Source organism: Halosimplex amylolyticum, from assembly GCF_051414035.1.
GTDB lineage: Archaea > Halobacteriota > Halobacteria > Halobacteriales > Haloarculaceae > Halosimplex > Halosimplex amylolyticum.
The window spans coordinates 1,491,018-1,509,758 of the sequence record NZ_JBLKNW010000001.1; the positions used below are offsets into that span (position 1 = coordinate 1,491,018).

Sequence of the window (18,741 nt, forward strand, 5' to 3'; positions counted from 1 at the left end):
CGCCGCGCGTTCGCCGCACCCACCGGTGGGCTATTGACCCGACAGTCCGTAGACGCGCCCGATCAACCGAATGACGGACATCGCCGAACCGGCGCGGGACCTGTCGGAGGTGCGTGGCGTGATCGTCGACCTCGACGGCACAGTGTACCGCGGTGAGGGCGCCCTCCCGGGCGCCGCCGACGCCATCGCCGCGTTGCGAGCGCGCGGCATCCGCGTCTGCTTCTGTTCGAACAACCCGACGAAGACGCCGGCCGAGTACGTCGACCGACTCGCGGGCATGGGCATCGAGGCCGACGAATCGATGATCCTGCCCGCCTCGACCGTGACGCGGGACTTCCTGCGGGACCACCACGCGGACGACCCGACCTATCTCGTTGGTTCGGCGTCGCTCGCCGACTACCTCCGCGAGTCCGGCCAGCGACTGGTCGACGACCCCCGCGAGGCGTCCGTTTTCGTCTCCTCGTGGGACGAGACGTTCGACTACGCCGCCATGACCGAGGCTCTGGCGGGGATCGACGCCGAGACGACGTTCGTCGGGACCGACCCGGACCGAACGATCCCGACGGCAGACGGGTTCGTGCCCGGGTCCGGCGCGATCACGGGGGCTATCGCCCGGACCGTCGGCCGCGAACCCGACCGCGTCCTCGGGAAACCCTCCCCCGAAGCGGCCGCGGACGCCCTCGACCGCCTCTCCGTCCCGCCCGAGGCGTGCCTCGTCGTCGGCGACCGCCTGGACACCGACCTCGCGATGGGCGCCCGGGAGGGCATGGCGACGGCGCTCGTCCTCACCGGCGTCGCCACCCGGGCCGACGTCGCCGAGAGCGAGGTCGACCCGGACTACGTCCTCGACTCGCTGGCCGACCTCCCGCCGCTCCTCCCGTAGGAAAGCCACCGGGACCGGAACCGGGATCCCTCCATCGCTCCCGCTCCCGCTCCCGCTCCCGTTTTCGGTCCCGAACCCGACAGGTCGAGGTACGCTTATACTGTCGCGCATCCAACTAGTCGGTGGATCCAGCGGGGGTCACAGAACTATGAGTGGACAGCGAATCCTGCTGATAACCGGCGACTTCGGGGAGGACCTCGAGGTCATGGTACCGTTCCAGGCGCTCCAGGCGGTCGGCCACGAGGTCGACGCCGTCTGTCCGGACAAGGAGGCCGGCGAGACGGTCAAGACGGCCGTCCACGACTTCCGCGGCGACCAGACGTACCTCGAAGAGCGCGGCCACGACTTCGAGTTGACGGCGACGCTGGACGCGGTCGACCCCGCCGAGTACGACGCGCTCGTCGTGCCGGGCGGTCGCGCCCCGGAGTACATCCGCAACTACGACGCCGTGATCGAGACGGTCGAGCACTTCTTCGCGGAGGACAAACCGGTCGCGGCCATCTGCCACGCGATGCAGATACTCGCCGCGGCAGACGTCGTCGAGGGCCGCACCTGCACCGCCTATCCGGCGCTCGAAGCCGACGTACGCGCTGCCGGCGGCGAGTGGGCCGAGGGGGTCGTCCGCGACGGCAACCTCGTGACGGCACAGGCCTGGCCCGACCATCCGGAGTGGATCGCCGAGTTCCTCGACGTGCTCGGGACGGAGATCCAGCACGGCCAGCCCGTCACCGCCGACTGAACGACGTCACCGACCGTCGAATCGGATCGCCGACCGTCGAATCGAGTCACCGACCGCCATTTTTTCGGAAGTTACGCGCCGCGGAGTCGGAAGACCGCACCGCTGTCGCCGGTGACGCCCGACTCCGCGGTCGTGCAGACGAGCAACTCCCCCTCTGGGGTCCGCCCGAACGAGAGGACGTTCGGGCCGAACTGCGCCTCGGACTCGACGGCGACCGTCGTCGTCTCCCACAGTCCGTCGTCGGTCTCTCGGGCGACGTAGAGCCGACCCTGCGCTCGCCAGTCCGCGAAGAGGTACCGACCACGGAGATCCGGCATCGCGTCGCCGTCGTACAGGTATCCGCCGACGATTGCGACCCCGCTGACCTCGGCACCGCCGTGGGGATACTCGATCACGGGATCCCGGAGTTCGCGGCCGCGCGGGCTCTCCTCGGGGCAGTCGTCGGCCTGGAAGCAGTGGGTGCCCTCTTTGACGTTCCAGCCGTAGTTCCCCCCGCGCTCGACGACGCTGACCTCCTCCCACTTCCCCTGGCCGACGTCCGCGACGAACAGGCGCCCCTCGGGCCCGAACGAGAAGCGCCAGGGGTTCCTGAAGCCCCAGGCGTACTGTTCGTCCAGTCCGTCCTCGCCGACCAGCGGGTTGTCCTCGGGGATCGCGTACGGCCGATCCTCGCCCTCGCTATCGACGTCTATCCGCAACATGCTGCCCAGCAGGTTCTCGGTCAGGTCCTGGCCGTTGCCGCCGCCGACCGCGTCGTACCAGTCCTCCACGTGGCCGTTCCCCTGGTCGTTCGCCCGGCCGCCGTCGCCCGTCGCGACGTAGAGGTACTCGTCCGGACCGAAGGCGACGGCGCCGGCGTTGTGGTTGCCCTGCGGTTGCGGGATCTCGAGGATCGTCGTCTCGGAGTCCGGATCGGCGGTCGTCCCTTCCGGGTCGGCGCGGAACTCCGAGAGGACGAACGTATGGGAGTAGCCGTCCGGGGTGTCCTCTCCGGGCGGTGCGCTGTACCGGACGAACAGTCGGCCGTTCTCGTCGAACGCCGGGTGGAAGGCGAGGCCGAGGAGCCCCTGCTCGCTGTACCCGCCGCCGACGTCGACCATCCGGTCGGACACGTCCAGGAACGGTTCGTCGCGCAGCCCCTCGTCATCGTCGTGCAGGCGGATCTGGCCGGTCTGGTCCACGACGAACCGGCGGCCGGACTGGGGCACTTCCACCGCGATGGGCGAGGTGAACCCCGTCGCCACGGGTTCGGCGCGCACCGACAGGTCCTCGAACGGGGCTGTCCCGGTCGCGCTCTCGGTCGCGTCCGTGCCGGTCGCCCCGTCGGTCCCCGCGTCCGTTTCCCCGTCGGTCGGACTCGCCGTGCCGGTGTCGTCTCCCGTCGTCTCCCCAGCCTGTCCGCCGCCGTCGCCGTCGCTGGCACATCCCGCGAGCGATGTCGCGACGGCGAGTCCGCCGAGAGCGAGCGCACGACGCCGCGACAGCGTTTCCTCGGTCATACTTCCGGTTCGCGCCCCACAGAAAGGAACCTTTTGGGTCCAGCTGACAGGACCGTCGAGAAACGAGGAACGAGTTCATAGATGTGAATCTCGAACCTTTTTTACTGCACTGCCGACATGGTTCGTGTATGGTTGACAGGCAAGACCTCAGAGAGCAGTTCACCGAAGCGTTCGAAGGCGCGGACTACCCCATCTCCAGTCCGATGGACCTCGTCCCGGCGCTCCCGAACGGCCCGGGCACGAAGTTCGAGTCCGGCGACTTCTCGATGACCGCCATGGAGCTCAACACGAAGCTCGGCAGCGGGAACTTTCCGTACGACAACGTCGACGCGTTCGTCGACGACGTGATGGACCAGCTGGACGACCAGGACCTCCTCTAGCGGCTCGCCAGGAGGACTGCGGTCGCGACGGCGATTCCAGTGGTCAGTAACATGTAGTTCGCCGTCACGTTGTCCGCGCGGCAGACGGACACCGTGTAGTGGGCCCGCGAAACGGGCCAGAACGGCGTTATCCCTTTCGGCGTCAGGACGTCCCCCAGCAAGTGCGACGCGACGGCGAGGACTCCCAGCAGGAACCCGAACGCGCCCAGCCTCCCGGCCGCCGTGAGGCCGTCGGCGGTGTGCAGTGCGACGCCGAGGCCTTCGCTCGGACCGGGGTTGCCAGCGGCAGCGGTGGCGGCGCCCAGAACGATGCCGAGCGCGCCGACGACGACACCGACGAGCATTGCGAACCCGACCGTGTGAGTGCTCCCACGGTGTTCGACGAACGGGAGGCTGTGGTCGACGTCCGGGACCGTCGACAGCGCCATCACTACGGCACCGCCGACGAGCGCCGCCGCGTCGAATCCCTGCGCCAGCAGCGCCGCGCCGACCGGCGCATAGACGAGCAAGGCGACGCCGAAGTGACCCATCCTGTGCATCGACGTGTGGTGAGGAGGGGGTCGCGAGACTTACGGTTCACGGCCGAAGTGTGGCCCGGCGCTCGGTACCCGCTCCGGGGGCGCCCGCAGAACGGCGACCGTTCACGCCCGAGCACTGAAGGGCGTGCCGCTCGCGCTCTCACGCATGAGCGAGCCAGCGATGACGCGGTTTCCGGTACCGGACGTCGACGACCTGCCCGAGGACCTCCGCGAACGCATCGCCGAGGAAGAAGACGAAGCGGGGTTCGTCCCCAACGTCTTCCTCGCCTACGCCTACCGACCGTCGCAGTTCCGGGCGTTCTTCCAGTACTACGACGCACTCGTCGAGAACACCGAACTCGACCGGGCCGAGATCGAGATGATCGTCGTCGCCGTCAGCGGCGCCAACGACTGCCTCTACTGCAACGTCGCCCACGGCGCGCTCTGCCGGATATACGCCGACGACCCGCACCTCGCCGAGCAACTGATGAGCAACCACCGGACGGCCGACATCTCGGAGGATCGGCGAGCCATGCTCGACTTCGCCGTGAAACTCACCGAGGACCAGGCCGCGGTCGACGAGGAGGACTTCGAGCGACTCCGCGAGCACGGCTACTCCCGGCGGGCGATCTGGGATATCGGGAGCGTGACGGCCTTCTTCAACCTCTCGAACCGGATGGCACACCTCGCGGACATGCGCCCGAACGACGAGTTCTACGATCTCGGTCGGTAACGGCGCCGACGCGCGCAATAACGACGAGCCTACCGAATCTATTCGGTTCGACATACTTAAGGATTAGACGAGTCTAATACTCGGTATGCTCAGCGCGAAGATGGAGGACTATCTCAAGGCGATCTACGAGCTGCAGCGGGAGAGCGACGGGCCGGTGGCCACGTCGCACATCGCGGAGTTGCTCGAGGTGACGCCGCCCACGGCGACCAGCATGATGGAGAAGCTGGCCGAGCGCGAACTCGTGGAGCGCGAGAAGTACAAGGGCGTCCGACTCACGCCGGAGGGGGAGACCGTGGCGCTGGAAGTGGTCAGACACCACCGCTTGCTGGAGACGTACCTGACGGAGGAACTTGGCTACGACTGGGCGGAGGTCCACGACGAGGCCGACCGCCTCGAACACCACATCAGCGAGGAGTTCGAACGGCGCGTCGCCAAGGTGCTGGACGACCCCGCGGTCGACCCCCACGGCGACCCGATCCCGGCCGACTCGCTCGAACCGGTCGACGAGACGTCCGGCACGACGCTCGACGAGTGCTGCGAGGGCGAGACGGTCGTGGTGAACCGCGTCCGCGACCGCGACCCAGAAGAGCTCGAGTACCTCGACGACGAGGGAGTCACGCCCGACACGGAACTGACGGTGGTCGAGGTGGCGCCGATCGGGATGGTCACGGTCGAGTTGACCGACGGGGGGACGGTCTCGCTGCCGGACGACATCGCCGACAACATCTACGTCGCTCGCCCGGCCGACCACCTCGCCGAATCGAACGGTGTCGCGTGATGAGCGACGAGCGCAGTCAGGCCGCGGAGCTGACCTCGGACCTGACCGGCCGACTCGTCGACGCCGTCTCCGAGGACGCGGCAGTCAGCCGCCGCGCGGTCCTGGGCGGCCTCGGCCTCGCCGGCGCGGGAGCCATCGGCATGTCCGGGTCCTCCGCGGCGTCGCAAGGCGGAGACGACCACGAGGAGGGCCACGACGACGGGATGAACCCCCACGGCGCGTTCGGCGCGGTCGGCGAGTACGCCGCGGATTCGTTCGACCCGCACTCGTTCCTCCGGACGTTCAACACGGGGCACCCGGACGGCGACGACGACAGGGTGAACTCGCGCGTCTACGAGCGCGACGGCCAGCGGGTCCGCGAGTTCACGCTGACAGCCAGCCTGCAGGAGATCGAGATCGCGCCGGGCGTCACGTTCCCCGCGTGGACCTACAACGGGCAGGTCCCCGGCCCGACGCTCCGGGTCACCGAAGGCGACGTCATCCGCGTGAAGTTCACCAACGGCCAGGAACACCCCCACACCATCCACCCGCACGTCAAGAACGTCGACCCCGCGATGGACGGGATCCCGCAGAACGGGCCCGGCGTCATCGATCTCAACGAGTCGACGGTCTACGAGTGGAAGGCCCAGCCCGCGGGCTGTCACTTCTACCACTGTCACTCGCTGCCGCTGAAAGAGCACATCCACCGCGGCCTCTACGGTGCGCTCATCGTCGACCCCGATCCCGAGCGCGTCCGCGAGAACCCCCGGGACTACGTCAACTACCAGGGCCCGATCTCCGACGAGTACCGCGAGACGCTCGTCGAGGAGGCGAAGCTCCGCAACCACGAGTACCGCGCCGACGAGGTCGACGAGATGGTGATGATCATGAACGGCTTCGACACGAACTTCGACGGCGACAACGAGGTCTACGCCGTCAACACGCAGGCGTTCTGTTACGGCGTCGGGTCGACCGACGCCGAGAACGGCGAGTGGGAAGCCGGCGAGACTGTGAAGCCTATCAAGGTGAAGCGAGACCGACCGGTCCGCATCTACCTGATCAACACCATCGAGTTCGACCTGGTCAACTCCCTGCACACCCACTCGCAGTTCTTCGACTACTACGACCACGGGACGACGCTCATGCCCACCCACAAGACCGTCGACACGATCATGCAGTGCCAGGCCCAGCGCGGCATCGTCGAACTCGACTACTCCGACCACGACCCGGGCCTGTACATGTTCCACGCCCACCAGTCCGAGTTCGCCGAACTCGGCTGGATGAGCTTCTTCGAGGTGGAAGCGTGACGCCCGACGCGTCCGGCCCCGAAGCCGACTCCGGGGCCGAGCAGTCGCGGCGGACCGACGGCGGCGCGACCGCGGACGGCGAGGGCGTCGGCCTGCCGTTCGGGATCCCGCCGTGGGTCGGCGCGCTCGTCCCGCTCATCCTGCTCGCGGCGGTCGTCGGCGGGTTCGTGGTGTTCTCGCCGCTCGACGGCGTCCAGTCGGGCAGCGCCCTGCCCGACGTGACGGTCTCGCACGCGTCGCTCCCCAACGACGAGCGCATCGTCCTGCACGTGACGAACAACGGGCCCAACCCCGCGACGGTGAGCCAGGTGCTCGTCAACGACGCTTACTGGGAGTTCACGATGTACGCGGGCGGCGAGGAGTCCCAGACGCTGGCGCCGATGCAGAGCGGCCGCATCGTGATCCCCTACCACTGGACGCCGACGTGGGACGTCGGGACGGCGCTCGTGCTGAACGACGGGGCGACCTTCCACCACACGATCGTCGCCCCCCAGCCCTCGCCGGGGATGAGCGCCAACGTGCTCTGGACGCTCGCCCTCGTCGGCCTGTTCGTCGGCGTCATCCCGGTGGCGCTCGGGATGCTGTGGTTCCCGTTTATGCGGGACCTCTCGGACCGCTGGCTGCACGCGGTCCTGCTGTTCTCGGCCGGCGTGCTCGCCTTCCTCGCGTTCGACGCCGGCTTCGAGGCCCTCGACGTCGCCGCCGAGGTCCCCGGCGCGTTCGAGGGGCAGTTGCTCGTCGTGGTCGGCGTCCTCGGCGCCCTGCTGCTCGTTCAGGCGGTCGGCGAGTGGCAGTCCGACCGTTCCGAGGGGCTCTCCCCGCTCGGACTGGCCTACCTCGTCGCGCTGAGCATCGGGCTGCACAACCTCGCCGAGGGACTGGCCATCGGGAGCTCGTTCGCGCTCGGACGCGTCTCCCTGGGCGCGTTCCTCGTCGTGGGGTTCATGATCCACAACGTCACCGAGGGCCCGGCCGTGGTGGCCCCGGTCGCGCGCGGCGAGCGGCCGTCGCTGTGGCACTTCGCCGCCATCGGCGCGCTGGCCGGCGCCCCGGTCATCCTCGGCGGGTGGGTCGGCGGCTACGCCTTCTCGCCGACGCTGGGCGCCTTCTTCCTCGCCGTCGGGGTCGGCGCCATCCTCCAGGTCGAGTGGGAACTCGCCTCGATGGTCCGCAGGAGCGGTCGACTGGCGACCGCCACGAACCTGCTCGGGTTCCTCGCCGGCCTGGTCGTGATGTACGCGACGGATCTGCTGGTCTCACTGTAGGCCGCCGGACGCGCCCGCGGCCGAACCGCCAGACGCGGCCTCTGCCGCCACTTCCACCGGGACTGCAGCGGGCCGCAACCGGCGCGGCCGACGAAAAGCGTATTTCCGGCACGCTACTTTCGACGGGTATGCGCGACCTCGACGACACGGACCGGCGGATCCTGGGACTGTTACTCGACGACGCTCGTCGCTCCTGGCGCGACATCGCCGACGTAGTGGACCTGTCGCCGCCGGCGGTCGCCGACCGGGTCGACCGACTCGAAGACCTCGGGGTCATCCGCGGATTCACCGTCGACATCGACCGGTCGAAGCTCCGGCAGGGGACGCCCGTGCTGGTCACGCTGACGGTCACCCCGCGCTCGGCGAGCGCCGTCGCCGACTCGCTCGCCGAAGCCGACGCCGTCGAACACGTCTTCACCACTGCCGAGGAACGCGTCGTCTTCACCGGGACCGTCCCCGTCGACGACGTGCTCTCGGTCCTCGACGCGGAGGTCGTCGCCGAGGACGTCCGCGACTACGAGGTGTCGCTGCTGGCCGACCGGACGTGGAACCCCTCGGTCGACGACGCCGAGCTGGCGCTGACGTGCGACGAGTGCGGCAACACCGTCACGACCGAAGGCGAGATCCGCGAACTCGACGGCGAGACGTACCACTTCTGCTGTGGGTCCTGCGAGGCCTCGTTCGTCGAGATGTACGAGGACCTGCGCGAGGGCGCCGACGTCTGAGACGGGACCGTCGTCCGGGGATTCTTCTCAGCGACGCGCGAGTCGAACGACGTGTTCCGTACCGGTCGCGACCGTCTCGACTGAATCGAACGGGGCGGCGTGACGATCGAGGGAGAGCGCGCGGTGGTGGACGAACCAGAACCGTCCGTCCGGGGCGAGCACGTCGCCGATTCCCCGGAACAGGTCCGCGAGGACGCCGTCACCGGCGTGCGTCGGCGGGTTGCAGAGGACGGTGTCGAACGTGCCGTCGGCGACGCCGGAGGTGCAGTCGCCCGTCACGACTCGACCGTCGACGCCGTTCTCGTCGAGCGTCCGCCGGGCGCAGGCCGTCGCGAGCGCGTCGTCGTCGCTGCACCAGACCTCGCAGTCGGCGACTGCGTCTGCGTAGGCGCCGAGCGGGCCGTAGCCGCAGCAGCAGTCGAGGACGGCGTCGCCGTCTCGGATCGCTGCCGTCTCCGCGAGGAGTCGGGTTCCCGCGTCGAGTTCGGTGGGGGAGAACAGGCCCGGAGCGGTCACGAACGACAGGTCGACGTCGTCGACAGTCGTGCGGACCCGCCGGAAGGGCGGATCGCGCTGTAGCTCGACGTTTTCCGGGGCTGTCGCTCCGAGGAGGGCCCAGTCGTCCCGTAACCCGACGGTCGAGACGGTTCCGGCCGCGTCGGCGAGCGCGGACTCGTAGCGGCCGAGTCCGGTCTCGGGCTTCGCGGCGACGAACAGTTCGCCGCCGGGGACGAGCGAGTCGAGAGCCGTCCGGATGCGCCGCGTCCCGAGTTCGATCGGGTCGTAGGCCCTGGGGACGAGCACGGAGGTATCGGCGGCTTCGAACGGATGGCTATCGGCGCGTGTTCGGTCGGCGTTCGAGTCGTCCACGGACGCGATCCCGGTGGCGAGCCTGACAGTCGCGTCGACGCCGTTCGCGGCGACGTTCCGCTCGCAGAGCGCCGCCGAGCGAGCGCTCGACGCGGTGATCTCGACTGTCGACGTGACCTCGGAGAGGACGACGCCGAGGACGCCGTACCGGGCGTCGATCGACCGGAGACGACCGAGGTCGCGGTCCCAGAGGTGCTCCAGCGCGAGGAGTTCTCCCGGGCAGAACGCGTCGGCGTCGGCGACGCCGTCGACCGTCTGAAACCGGAATCGGTCCCGGTCGGAGTCCGTCCGCGACCCGAGTACGAGGGGTTCGGAGACGGCGGTCATCCGCACATCCCCCGCCGAGAAGACGGCGAACGCGGCGCTGTGGTCGGGGCGGACGTCCGGGCAGTCCAGGCCAACGGTCGCGCGGTCGGGTGGTTGTCGGTGCTGTGCGGTCGTGGGCGTGCGTGGCGTGGCATTCGGATGGTCGGCAGGGCTGGCGTTCGTCGACCGACTCAGAGCCGCGCCTCGCGGACGTGCGGTGCCGAAAACCTACGGACGTCTGTCCGCGAAGCGCGACCACGGGTACCGAAAGCGCGGCCGCCCGGAGAACAGTCGCGTCCGGCAGCGACCCGGATCGCGCGTCCAGACGGCGCACAGTCGGCGAGCCGATCGAACCGGACCCGGCCGAACGAGTCGTCGCTGCCGTCGACGGCTACGCGGCGCGGGGAGCCCGGCCCGACCTCGGGCCCTTCTCCATCCTATCGAGGCGTATTTCCGGGTCTCACAAATAGCTTGTGCCCGGTCGATGGCCCGCGAGGGGCCCTGACACGGAGTCTCAGTCCGGGACAAAGCGTAAGCGCGACCCGACTGTGCGACCGGTATGGAACTCGTCGAGGCCACGCGAGACGACCTCGAGACGCTCGCGGAGTACTGGTACGCGCTGGCGACGGAGATGGAGCAGTACGACGAGTTGAACGAGGTCGCTCTCGACGGGCCCGAGAGCGCCGAATCGGGGTTCGAACGCCAGCTCGACCGCGAGGACACGACGGTGTTCCTGCTCGTCGCCGACGAAACCGAAGTCGGCTATCTGCTGCTCCGTGAGGGCGAGCATCCATCGCGAGTTCACTCCGCGTACGCCGACATCGTGGACCTGTTCGTCGCGCCCGATCACAGGGGCCAGGGTCACGGCGGCGACGCACTCGAAGCGGTGAAACGGGTCGCCAGCGAGCGCGGGGCCGAGTACGTCACCGTCTCCTGCGAGTGGCACAACGACGGCGCTCGTCGCTTCTACGAGGACAACGGCTTCGCCGAGAAACAGGTGACCTACGCCCAGCGGCTCGACTGACGTCGGCGCCGTTCGCCGCCGCCTCGCGGGTTCGAAATCGGCCACCCACTCTAGAACGTTCTATCGGAACACACTCAGAGATTGGTTTCGAAAATTCTCTGCGATTACTTCCTTCGATTGAAAGGGACAAACCGCATGAACGGGTAGCCCCTATATAGAGACAAGATGAACGAGCGCAGGGCCAGATTGGAACTCCACGGGATGAGCTGCGCGAACTGCTCGCAGACCATCGAGGAGTCGGTGGGATCGCTCGAGGGCGTGACAGAGGTCGACGCGAACTTCGCGACGGACGAGGGGAGCGTCACGTACGACCCCGAGACCGTCTCGCTCGGCGAGATCTACGACGCCATCGAGGACGCGGGCTACGAGGCCGCGAGCGAGACGGTCACGGTCGCGATCACGGACATGACCTGCTCGAACTGCGCCGCCTCGAACGAGGAGTCGCTGCTCGACACGCCCGGCGTCGTCGACGCCGACGTCAACTTCGCCACGGACGAAGCGAAGGTGACGTACAACCCCGCCGAGGCGTCGATCGAGGACGTCTACGGCGCCATCGAGGACGCCGGCTACTCGCCCGTCCGCGCGGTCGACGAGTCGGAGGGTCAGTCGAGCCAGGAACATCAGGACGCGGCGCGAAACGAGGAGATCCGCCGTCAGCGGAACCTGACGCTGTTCGGTGCCGCGCTGTCGCTCCCGCTCCTTGCGATGCTCGCCGGCCACCTGTTCGCGCCGGCGTGGATGGACGCGACCTTCGAGGGGATCCCGCTCGGCTGGATCGCGTTCGCGCTCGCGACGCCTGTCCAGGTCATGCTCGGCAAGGAGTTCTACGAGAACTCCTACAAGGCCATCGTCAGGAACGGCACGGCGAACATGGACGTGCTGATCGCGCTCGGCTCTTCGACGGCGTATCTCTACTCCGTGGCGCGACTGCTCGGGTTCCCCGGCGAGGGGCTGTACTTCGACACCGCCGCGCTCATCCTCGTGTTCATCACGCTCGGTAACTACCTCGAGGCCCGCTCGAAGGGCCAGGCGTCGGAGGCGATCCGACAGCTGCTTGAGATGGAGGCCGACACCGCGACGCTCGTCAGGGAGGACGGGAGCGAGGAGGAGGTCCCGCTCTCGGAGGTCGAGGTCGGCGACCGGCTGAAGGTCCGCCCGGGCGAGAAGATCCCGACCGACGCCGAGGTCGTGGACGGCGACAGCGCCGTCGACGAGTCGATGGTCACCGGGGAGTCGGTGCCCGTCTCGAAGGGTCCCGGGGACGAGGTGATCGGCGCGACGGTCAACCGGAACGGGGTCCTCGTCGTCGAGGCGACGAAAGTCGGCGAGGAGACGGCCATCCAGCAGATCGTCCAGCGCGTCAAGGACGCCCAGAGCCGCCAGCCGGAGATCCAGAACGTCGCCGACCGCATCTCGTCGTACTTCGTCCCGGCGGTCATCGTGAACGCGCTGTTCTGGGGCGGCGTCTGGTACGCGTTCCCCGACGTCCTCGCGGGCTTCGTCACGTCGCTCCCGCTGTGGGGGCTCGCCGCGGGCGGCCCGACGGCAGTCGGCGTCTTCGAGTTCGCCGTGGTCGTCTTCGCCTCCGCGGTGCTCATCGCCTGTCCCTGCGCGCTGGGGCTCGCGACGCCCGCGGCGACGATGGTCGGGACGACGATCGGCGCACGCAACGGCGTCCTCTTCGAGGGCGGCGACATCCTGGAGCGCGTCCGCGACGTCGACGCGGTGGTCTTCGACAAGACGGGGACGCTGACGAAGGGCGAGATGGAACTGACCGACGTGGTCGCGCTCCCTGCGACCGACGGAGGTGCGGTCGACGGGGAGCCTGCGACAGACGGCGGGGCCCTCGCAGAACCCGAGACAACCGAGGAGTTCGTCCTCGAAGTCGCCGCGAGCGCCGAGTCGGGGAGCGAGCATCCGCTCGCCGAGGCCATCGTCGCGGGCGCCCGCGAGCGCGGTATCGACGTCGGGGACGCCGAGGACTTCGAGAACGTTCCGGGTCACGGCGTGAGAGCGACCACGAGCCACGGGCGCGTCCTCGTCGGCAACCGGAAGCTCCTGCGCGACGAGGGCGTCGACGTGGACCCGGCCGCCGACGCGATGGACCGGCTCGAACGCGAGGGCAAGACGGCGATGCTCGTCGCGCTCGCCGACGAGGGCCGTGACGAGTACCGCCTCCTCGGCGTCGTCGCCGACGCGGACACGGTAAAACCGTCGGCGCGCGACGCCGTCGCGGCGTTGCGCGAACGCGGCGTCGACGTGTGGATGATCACCGGCGACAACGAACGGACGGCGACGGCCGTCGCCGAGGAGGTGGGGATCGACCCCGAGAACGTCATGGCGAGCGTCCTGCCCGAGGACAAGGCCGAGGCCGTCGAGGACATCCAGGCCGACGGCCGGCGCGCGATGATGGTCGGCGACGGCGTCAACGACGCGCCGGCGCTCGCGACCGCGTTCGTCGGCTGCGCCATCGGCAGCGGGACGGACGTGGCCATCGAGGCCTCCGACGTGACGCTGATGCGCGACGACCCGCAGGACGTCCTCAAGGCCATCCGCGTCTCGGAGGGGACGCTCTCGAAGATCAAACAGAACCTCTTCTGGGCGCTGGGCTACAACACGGCGATGATACCGCTGGCCTCGCTGGGGCTGCTCCAGCCGGTGCTCGCGGCCGTGGCGATGGCCGTCTCCAGCGTCTCGGTCCTCGCGAACAGCCTCCTCTTCCGCCGGTACACGCCCGACGAGGACTACCGCCTGCTCGGGTTCCTTCGCTGAGACCCTCTCGGACGGTCCCGTTCCCGCGTTCGGAATCCAGGAACGAGTTCGATCGACGGCCAACTGCCAGAAATGTTGATCTCGTACGTATATAAACACTATACCGAACTAATTCGCCCCCTGAACGACGGAAATAACGGCGTTCGACCCGTCTACACCCGTTTCGCTCGGCCGGAATTGCGAAGTCTCTTTTGTATGCCTTCCCAACAACCGACACGAGATGACGAGAGATATTCGGCGGCGACGGTTCCTCGGAGGTATCGGAGCGATCGCAACGACCGGCGTCCTCGCGGGATGTTCGACGGAGACAGCAGGTGACGGCGGCGATGGCGGCGACGGAGACGGCGGCGACGGCGGCGACGGAGACGGCGGCGGAACACCGTCGTGGCCCTCGTATCTCGACGACGCGGTCGACGAGGGGAGCGAGGACGCCCGGGGCCAGAGCGAGGCGACCATCGCAGTCGGTCCCGACGGGAGTCTGGCCTTCTCACCGACGTTCCTGCGAGTCGACTCCGGCACGACGGTCAACTTCGAGTTCGAGAGCCCGACGCACAACGTCAAGCCCGAGAGCCAGCCCGACGGCGGCGGACTGGACGGCACCGAGGGCGGCGAGATGGACACGATCGAAGAGGGCGAGACCTACTCCGTGACGCTGGAGACGACCGGTATCTACGCCTACTACTGCGGTCCACACGAGGCCACCGGCATGAAAGGCGGCATCTCGGTCGAGTAACGCCGTATCCTGCTGCTGTTCGAACGGAGCCGGACCATCCTTTTGACTTCCCAGGCCCAGAGGTTTACCTTCGCGGCACTGCTCCGGTCGTCCCGTGACCACCGATACCGCCGATGCAAAACGAACGGGCCAGATCCATCACGTCGAACTGTCCGCGAGCGACCTGTCGGCGGCCGCCGAGTTCTGGGACTGGCTCCTCCGACAGCTCGGGTACGAAGCCAAAGACGAGTGGGACGGTGGCAGGTCCTGGGAGAACGGACCGACGTACGTCGTGCTCGTTCAGGCGAACACGTCGGATCCTCCGTTCGACCGTCGAGCGCCCGGTCTGAACCACCTCGCCTTTCACGCCGCCTCGCGCGATCAGGTCGACGAAATAACGGCAGGCGTCCGAAAGCGAGAAGGCGTGAGTGTACTGTACGAGGACCAGCACCCGTACGCAGGTGGATACTACGCGCTCTACTGTGAGGGGCCCGACGGGATCAAAATCGAAGTGGTCGCTCCCGAGTAGCGGACGAGTTATTCGCCGCGGAGTTCGGTCACGTGGTCGATGCGCTGCTGGACGAGGTCGGGTTTACCGATGTCGTGGCGGATGCGCAGTCCCTCCTCGCCCGCGACGGCGAGCGCGTCCTCGGCGATCTCTTCGGCCTCGGTTATCGAGTCGGCGACGCCGACGACCGCGAACGACCGCGAGGTGGTCGTGTAGATGCCGTCCTCGCGCTCGTCGACGCTGGCGTAGAAGAGCAGCGCCTCGCCGTCGGACCCGTCCGCGGCCGCTGCGGCGCTGTCCTCGTCGATCGTCACCTTCGCACCGGCCTCGGGGTCTGTCGGGTAGCCGTCGGGGACGGCGTACTTGCAGACGGTGGCCTTCGGGGCGAAGGAGAGCTGGGGCAGCGACTCGCCGTCGCGGGCGGCCGTCAGCACGTCGAGGAAGTCCGTGTTGAGCACCGGCAGCGTGTTCATCGCCTCGGGGTCACCGAAGCGGGCGTTGAACTCGACGACCTTGATTCCCTCGCTGGTGAGCATGAACTGGCCGTAGAGGACGCCCTTGTAGCCCTCCAGGGCGTCGACGGTCGCTTCGAGGACGTCGACGGCGTCCATGTAGTCGTCCTCGTCCATGAACGGGAGTTCGAGCGTCGCGTCGGAGTAGCTGCCCATCCCGCCGGTGTTGGGCCCCTCGTCGCCCTCGTAGGCGCGCTTGTGGTCCTGAACGGCGGGGGTGACGCGCACCTCGCCGTTGGCGACGAGCGCCTGAACGGTGAACTCCTCGCCGACGAGGCGCTCCTCGAGGACGATCCGCTCGTAGTCGGACTCGCGGACGTACTCCTTGGCTTCCTCCTTGGTGATCTGGTCGCCGGTGACGCGGACGCCCTTGCCGCCGGTGAGCCCGGCCGGCTTGACGGCCAGGTCGCCGTCGTACTCGTCGATGTACTCGGCGGCGGCGTCCATGTCCTCGAACGTCTCGAAGTCGGGACAGCCGGGGATGTCGTGCTCGCGCATGAACCGGCGCTGGAACGCCTTGTCCGTCTCGATGCGGGCTTCGGCCTCCCGCGGGCCGAACGCGTAGACGTCCGCGTCGTCGAGCGCGTCGGCGACGCCGGCGGCGAGCGGGGCTTCGGGACCGACGACCGCGAGCGTGGCATCGACCTCGCGGGCGTAGGAAGTGACTGCGGTGGGGTTCGTGGTGTCGAGCGATTCGAAGCCCTCGGCGATCCGGGCGATGCCGGGGTTGCGATTGCCCGCGCAGGCGTACAGGTCCGCGTCGGACTCGTCGAGCGCACGAGCGACGGCGTGCTCGCGGCCGCCGCCGCCGACCAGCAGGACTGTCTCTGTCATACGCGTAGGCCCGCATCCGGCCACCGTAAGTCCTGCGTTTCGACCGATATCGGGCCGCTCACGACTCCGCCGGGGTTTACTGTCGTGACCGCTTACCCCTCGGTATGACCGACGACGCCGACCCGACGGCGCGCAACCGGCTCGACGAGGAGGAGAGTCCCTACCTCCGGCAGCACGCGGACAACCCCGTCAACTGGCAGCCGTGGGACCAGGAGGCCCTCGACGCGGCGGCCGAACAGGACAAGCCCATCTTCCTCTCCATCGGCTACGCCGCCTGCCACTGGTGTCACGTCATGGAGGACGAGAGCTTCCAGGACGAGAAGATCGCCGCGGTGCTCAACGAGCACTTCGTCCCGATCAAGGTCGACCGGGAGGAGCGTCCCGACGTCGACAGCATCTACATGAGCATCTGCCAGCAGGTCACCGGGCGCGGCGGCTGGCCGCTCAACGCCTGGCTCACGCCCGACGGCGACCCGTTCTACGTGGGCACGTACTTCCCGCCCGAACCGAAACGCGGCGCGCCGGGCTTCCGGCAGCTCCTCGACGACATCAGCGAGTCGTGGAGCGACCCCGAGGAACGCGAAGAGATGGAAGCGCGCGCCCGCCAGTGGACCGACGCCATCGAGAGCGACCTGGAGGAGACGCCCGACCAGCCCGGCGAAATCCCGGGCGACGACGTGCTCGAATCGACGGCCAGCGCCGCCCTCCGCGGGGCTGATCGGGAGTTCGGCGGCTGGGGGCGCGGCCAGAAGTTCCCGCAGTCCGGCCGTCTCCACGCGCTGATGCGCGCTCATCACGAGGGCGGCCGCGACGCCTACCGCGAGGTCGTCGAGGAGACGCTCGACGCGATGGGCGACGGAGGGCTCTACGACCACGTCGGCGGCGGCTTCCACCGCTACACGACCGACCGAGAGTGGGTGGTCCCCCATTTCGAAAAAATGCTCTACGATAACGGGGAATTGGCCCGCGTCTTCCTCGCCGGCTTCCAGTTCACCGGCCGCGAGCGCTACCGTGATACCGCCCGCGAGACGCTGGCGTTCGTCGAGCGCGAACTCACCCATCCCGAGGGTGGGTTCTACAGCACGCTCGACGCCGAGAGCGCGGTCCGGAGCGAAGCGGCGGACCGCGACGGCGAGCGGGGAGCGGAGCGACCCGCGAGCGAGAGCGAGGACGAGAGCGGCGAGCGCGAGGAAGGGGCCTTCTACGTCTGGACCCCCGGAAGTGTCCAAGAGGCAGTCGCCGAATTCGGCGCCGACGCCGGCCTCTCTGACGAAGAGACTGACCTCGCCGCGGACCTGTTCTGCGATCGCTACGGCGTCACCCCGAGCGGTAACTTCGAAGGACAGACCGTCTTGACCCTGAGCGCACCGGTCGAGGCGCTCGCCGACGAGTACGACCGTGACGAGGCCGAAGTCGAGGAACTGCTTCGCGCGGCGAAGTCGGCCGTCTTCGAGGCACGCGAGGAACGACCGCGACCGCCCCGCGACGAGAAGGTCCTCGCCGGCTGGAACGGCCTCATGATCTCCGCGTTCGCCGAGGCTGCCATCGTGGATTCGGAATCGTGGGCCGAAAACGCGGTTGACGCGCTCGCGTTCGTTCGGGAGCACCTCTGGGACGAGGACGCGGGCCGACTCCGCCGGCGCTTCAAAGACGTCTCCGAGCCGCGCTCGGAGGCTCGGGAGACCGAGTCTCCCGGTGGAGACGTGCGGATCGATGGGTATCTCGAAGACTACGCCTTCCTCGCGCGCGGTGCGTTCGACACCTACCAGGCCACCGGCGATGTCGACCACCTCGCGTTCGCCCTGGACCTCGCCCGGACTATCGAGGAGGAGTTCTGGGACGCCGAGGAGGAGACGCTGTACTTCACCCCCGAGAGCGGCGAATCGCTCGTGGCGCGACCGCAGGAGCTCGCCGACCAGTCCACGCCCTCCAGCGCCGGCGTGGCCGCCGAACTCCTGCTCTCGCTCGACCACTTCGTCGCCCACGACCGCTTCGAGTCGGTCGCCGCGGGCGTGCTCGGGACCCACAGCAACCGGATCGAGTCCGATCCGGTCCAGCATCCGTCGCTCGCGCTCGCTGCAGACACCTACCGCTCCGGGAGTCACGAACTCACGCTCGCGGCGGAGAGAGTTCCAGAGAAGTGGCGCCAGACACTGGCGACGACGTACGTCCCGCGTCGCCTGCTCGCGCCGCGGCCCCCGACGGACGACGAACTTTCCCCGTGGCTAGAGGCGCTCGAACTCGACGACGCCCCGCCGATCTGGGCCGACCGCGAGGTTCGCGACGACGAACCGACGGTCTACGCCTGCCAGTCGCGGGCGTGTTCGCCACCGACCCACTCCGTCGCGGAGGCGCTGGAGTGGTTCGGCGAGTGAGGACGCAGAGAGGAAACGAGAA

General features: G+C 68.6%; 17 protein-coding genes. 13 read left to right on the top strand and 4 right to left on the bottom strand.

What is annotated here, in order from left to right; all coding sequences use genetic code 11:
• The first annotated feature begins 70 nt into the window (after positions 1–70).
• Positions 71–883: an HAD-IIA family hydrolase gene (locus ACMGFE_RS07085; RefSeq protein ID WP_436924369.1), complete on the top strand. Its 813-nt coding sequence runs from the start codon at positions 71–73 to the stop codon at positions 881–883.
• A 148-nt stretch (positions 884–1,031) separates the two neighbouring features.
• Positions 1,032–1,622, top strand: a complete 591-nt coding sequence (locus ACMGFE_RS07090; RefSeq protein WP_436924370.1) for a DJ-1/PfpI family protein — start codon at positions 1,032–1,034, stop codon at positions 1,620–1,622.
• A 71-nt stretch (positions 1,623–1,693) separates the two neighbouring features.
• Here ACMGFE_RS07090 and ACMGFE_RS07095 read toward each other — a convergent pair whose 3' ends face one another.
• Positions 1,694–3,121 carry a PQQ-dependent sugar dehydrogenase gene (locus ACMGFE_RS07095; protein WP_436924371.1) on the bottom strand — a complete coding sequence of 476 codons (1,428 nt, stop codon included), beginning with the start codon at positions 3,119–3,121 and terminating at the stop codon, positions 1,694–1,696.
• Positions 3,122–3,249: 128 nt separating this feature from the next.
• On the opposite strand from ACMGFE_RS07095, the gene ACMGFE_RS07100 reads away from it, so the two are divergent.
• Positions 3,250–3,501, top strand: a complete 252-nt coding sequence (locus ACMGFE_RS07100) for an MTH865 family protein (protein ID WP_006884247.1) — start codon at positions 3,250–3,252, stop codon at positions 3,499–3,501.
• On the opposite strand, the gene ACMGFE_RS07105 is transcribed toward ACMGFE_RS07100, so the two are convergent.
• Positions 3,498–4,040 carry a metal-dependent hydrolase gene (locus tag ACMGFE_RS07105; protein ID WP_436924372.1) on the bottom strand — a complete coding sequence of 181 codons (543 nt, stop codon included), beginning with the start codon at positions 4,038–4,040 and terminating at the stop codon, positions 3,498–3,500. The genes ACMGFE_RS07100 and ACMGFE_RS07105 overlap by 4 nt on opposite strands.
• Before the next feature lie 145 nt (positions 4,041–4,185).
• Here ACMGFE_RS07105 and ACMGFE_RS07110 point away from each other — a divergent pair, with 145 nt between their 5' ends.
• The 5 genes from ACMGFE_RS07110 (at position 4,186) to ACMGFE_RS07130 (ending at position 8,806) form a co-directional block, all read left to right on the top strand.
• Positions 4,186–4,752, top strand: a complete 567-nt coding sequence (locus tag ACMGFE_RS07110) for a peroxidase-related enzyme (protein WP_436924373.1) — start codon at positions 4,186–4,188, stop codon at positions 4,750–4,752.
• Positions 4,753–4,837: 85 nt separating this feature from the next.
• Positions 4,838–5,530 carry a metal-dependent transcriptional regulator gene (locus ACMGFE_RS07115; RefSeq protein WP_436924374.1) on the top strand — a complete coding sequence of 231 codons (693 nt, stop codon included), beginning with the start codon at positions 4,838–4,840 and terminating at the stop codon, positions 5,528–5,530.
• A complete protein-coding gene (locus tag ACMGFE_RS07120; RefSeq protein ID WP_436924375.1) occupies positions 5,527–6,816 on the top strand; it encodes a multicopper oxidase domain-containing protein in 1,290 nt (429 codons plus the stop codon). Before ACMGFE_RS07115 ends, ACMGFE_RS07120 begins: the two co-directional genes overlap by 4 nt.
• Entirely contained in the window at positions 6,813–8,081 is a 1,269-nt protein-coding gene (locus ACMGFE_RS07125; RefSeq protein ID WP_436924377.1) for a ZIP family metal transporter, read from the top strand. The genes ACMGFE_RS07120 and ACMGFE_RS07125 overlap by 4 nt, the downstream gene beginning before the upstream one ends.
• Positions 8,082–8,209: 128 nt before the next feature.
• Complete coding sequence (locus tag ACMGFE_RS07130; RefSeq protein WP_436924379.1) at positions 8,210–8,806, top strand: winged helix-turn-helix transcriptional regulator; 597 nt, start codon at positions 8,210–8,212, stop codon at positions 8,804–8,806.
• Between the two features lie 27 nt (positions 8,807–8,833).
• On the opposite strand, the gene ACMGFE_RS07135 is transcribed toward ACMGFE_RS07130, so the two are convergent.
• Positions 8,834–10,003 carry a methyltransferase gene (locus tag ACMGFE_RS07135; RefSeq protein WP_436924380.1) on the bottom strand — a complete coding sequence of 390 codons (1,170 nt, stop codon included), beginning with the start codon at positions 10,001–10,003 and terminating at the stop codon, positions 8,834–8,836.
• Positions 10,004–10,541: 538 nt separating this feature from the next.
• On the opposite strand from ACMGFE_RS07135, the gene ACMGFE_RS07140 reads away from it, so the two are divergent.
• From ACMGFE_RS07140 to ACMGFE_RS07155, 4 genes are all read left to right on the top strand, one after another.
• The gene (locus ACMGFE_RS07140; protein ID WP_436924381.1) at positions 10,542–11,006 is read left to right on the top strand and encodes a GNAT family N-acetyltransferase; all 465 of its coding nucleotides are present in this window, start codon (positions 10,542–10,544) and stop codon (positions 11,004–11,006) included.
• A 165-nt stretch (positions 11,007–11,171) separates the two neighbouring features.
• Complete coding sequence (locus tag ACMGFE_RS07145; protein ID WP_436924383.1) at positions 11,172–13,778, top strand: heavy metal translocating P-type ATPase; 2,607 nt, start codon at positions 11,172–11,174, stop codon at positions 13,776–13,778.
• A 220-nt stretch (positions 13,779–13,998) separates the two neighbouring features.
• Positions 13,999–14,511 (top strand): plastocyanin/azurin family copper-binding protein, encoded by a 513-nt coding sequence (locus ACMGFE_RS07150; protein ID WP_436924384.1) that lies wholly within the window; start codon positions 13,999–14,001, stop codon positions 14,509–14,511.
• A 94-nt stretch (positions 14,512–14,605) separates the two neighbouring features.
• Complete coding sequence (locus ACMGFE_RS07155; RefSeq protein WP_436924386.1) at positions 14,606–15,019, top strand: VOC family protein; 414 nt, start codon at positions 14,606–14,608, stop codon at positions 15,017–15,019.
• 8 nt (positions 15,020–15,027) lie between these two features.
• On the opposite strand, the gene purD is transcribed toward ACMGFE_RS07155, so the two are convergent.
• Complete coding sequence (purD, locus tag ACMGFE_RS07160; RefSeq protein ID WP_436924387.1) at positions 15,028–16,344, bottom strand: phosphoribosylamine--glycine ligase; 1,317 nt, start codon at positions 16,342–16,344, stop codon at positions 15,028–15,030.
• A 104-nt stretch (positions 16,345–16,448) separates the two neighbouring features.
• On the opposite strand from purD, the gene ACMGFE_RS07165 reads away from it, so the two are divergent.
• Entirely contained in the window at positions 16,449–18,719 is a 2,271-nt protein-coding gene (locus tag ACMGFE_RS07165; RefSeq protein ID WP_436924388.1) for a thioredoxin domain-containing protein, read from the top strand.
• The last annotated feature ends 22 nt before the right edge of the window (positions 18,720–18,741 follow it).

Bases quoted from the DNA above. Each gene is read 5' to 3' on its own strand.
- ACMGFE_RS07105 (WP_436924372.1), bottom strand. From the start codon at position 4,040: ATGCACAGGATGGGTCACTTCGGCGTCGCCTTGCTCGTCTATGCGCCG.
- ACMGFE_RS07085 (WP_436924369.1), top strand. From the start codon at position 71: ATGACGGACATCGCCGAACCGGCGCGGGACCTGTCGGAGGTGCGTGGC.
- ACMGFE_RS07140 (WP_436924381.1), top strand. From the start codon at position 10,542: ATGGAACTCGTCGAGGCCACGCGAGACGACCTCGAGACGCTCGCGGAG.
- ACMGFE_RS07145 (WP_436924383.1), top strand. From the start codon at position 11,172: ATGAACGAGCGCAGGGCCAGATTGGAACTCCACGGGATGAGCTGCGCG.
- ACMGFE_RS07165 (WP_436924388.1), top strand. From the start codon at position 16,449: ATGACCGACGACGCCGACCCGACGGCGCGCAACCGGCTCGACGAGGAG.
- ACMGFE_RS07110 (WP_436924373.1), top strand. From the start codon at position 4,186: ATGAGCGAGCCAGCGATGACGCGGTTTCCGGTACCGGACGTCGACGAC.
- purD (WP_436924387.1), bottom strand. From the start codon at position 16,344: ATGACAGAGACAGTCCTGCTGGTCGGCGGCGGCGGCCGCGAGCACGCC.
- ACMGFE_RS07150 (WP_436924384.1), top strand. From the start codon at position 13,999: ATGACGAGAGATATTCGGCGGCGACGGTTCCTCGGAGGTATCGGAGCG.
- ACMGFE_RS07100 (WP_006884247.1), top strand. From the start codon at position 3,250: ATGGTTGACAGGCAAGACCTCAGAGAGCAGTTCACCGAAGCGTTCGAA.
- ACMGFE_RS07135 (WP_436924380.1), bottom strand. From the start codon at position 10,003: ATGACCGCCGTCTCCGAACCCCTCGTACTCGGGTCGCGGACGGACTCC.
- ACMGFE_RS07115 (WP_436924374.1), top strand. From the start codon at position 4,838: ATGCTCAGCGCGAAGATGGAGGACTATCTCAAGGCGATCTACGAGCTG.
- ACMGFE_RS07090 (WP_436924370.1), top strand. From the start codon at position 1,032: ATGAGTGGACAGCGAATCCTGCTGATAACCGGCGACTTCGGGGAGGAC.
- ACMGFE_RS07130 (WP_436924379.1), top strand. From the start codon at position 8,210: ATGCGCGACCTCGACGACACGGACCGGCGGATCCTGGGACTGTTACTC.
- ACMGFE_RS07095 (WP_436924371.1), bottom strand. From the start codon at position 3,121: ATGACCGAGGAAACGCTGTCGCGGCGTCGTGCGCTCGCTCTCGGCGGA.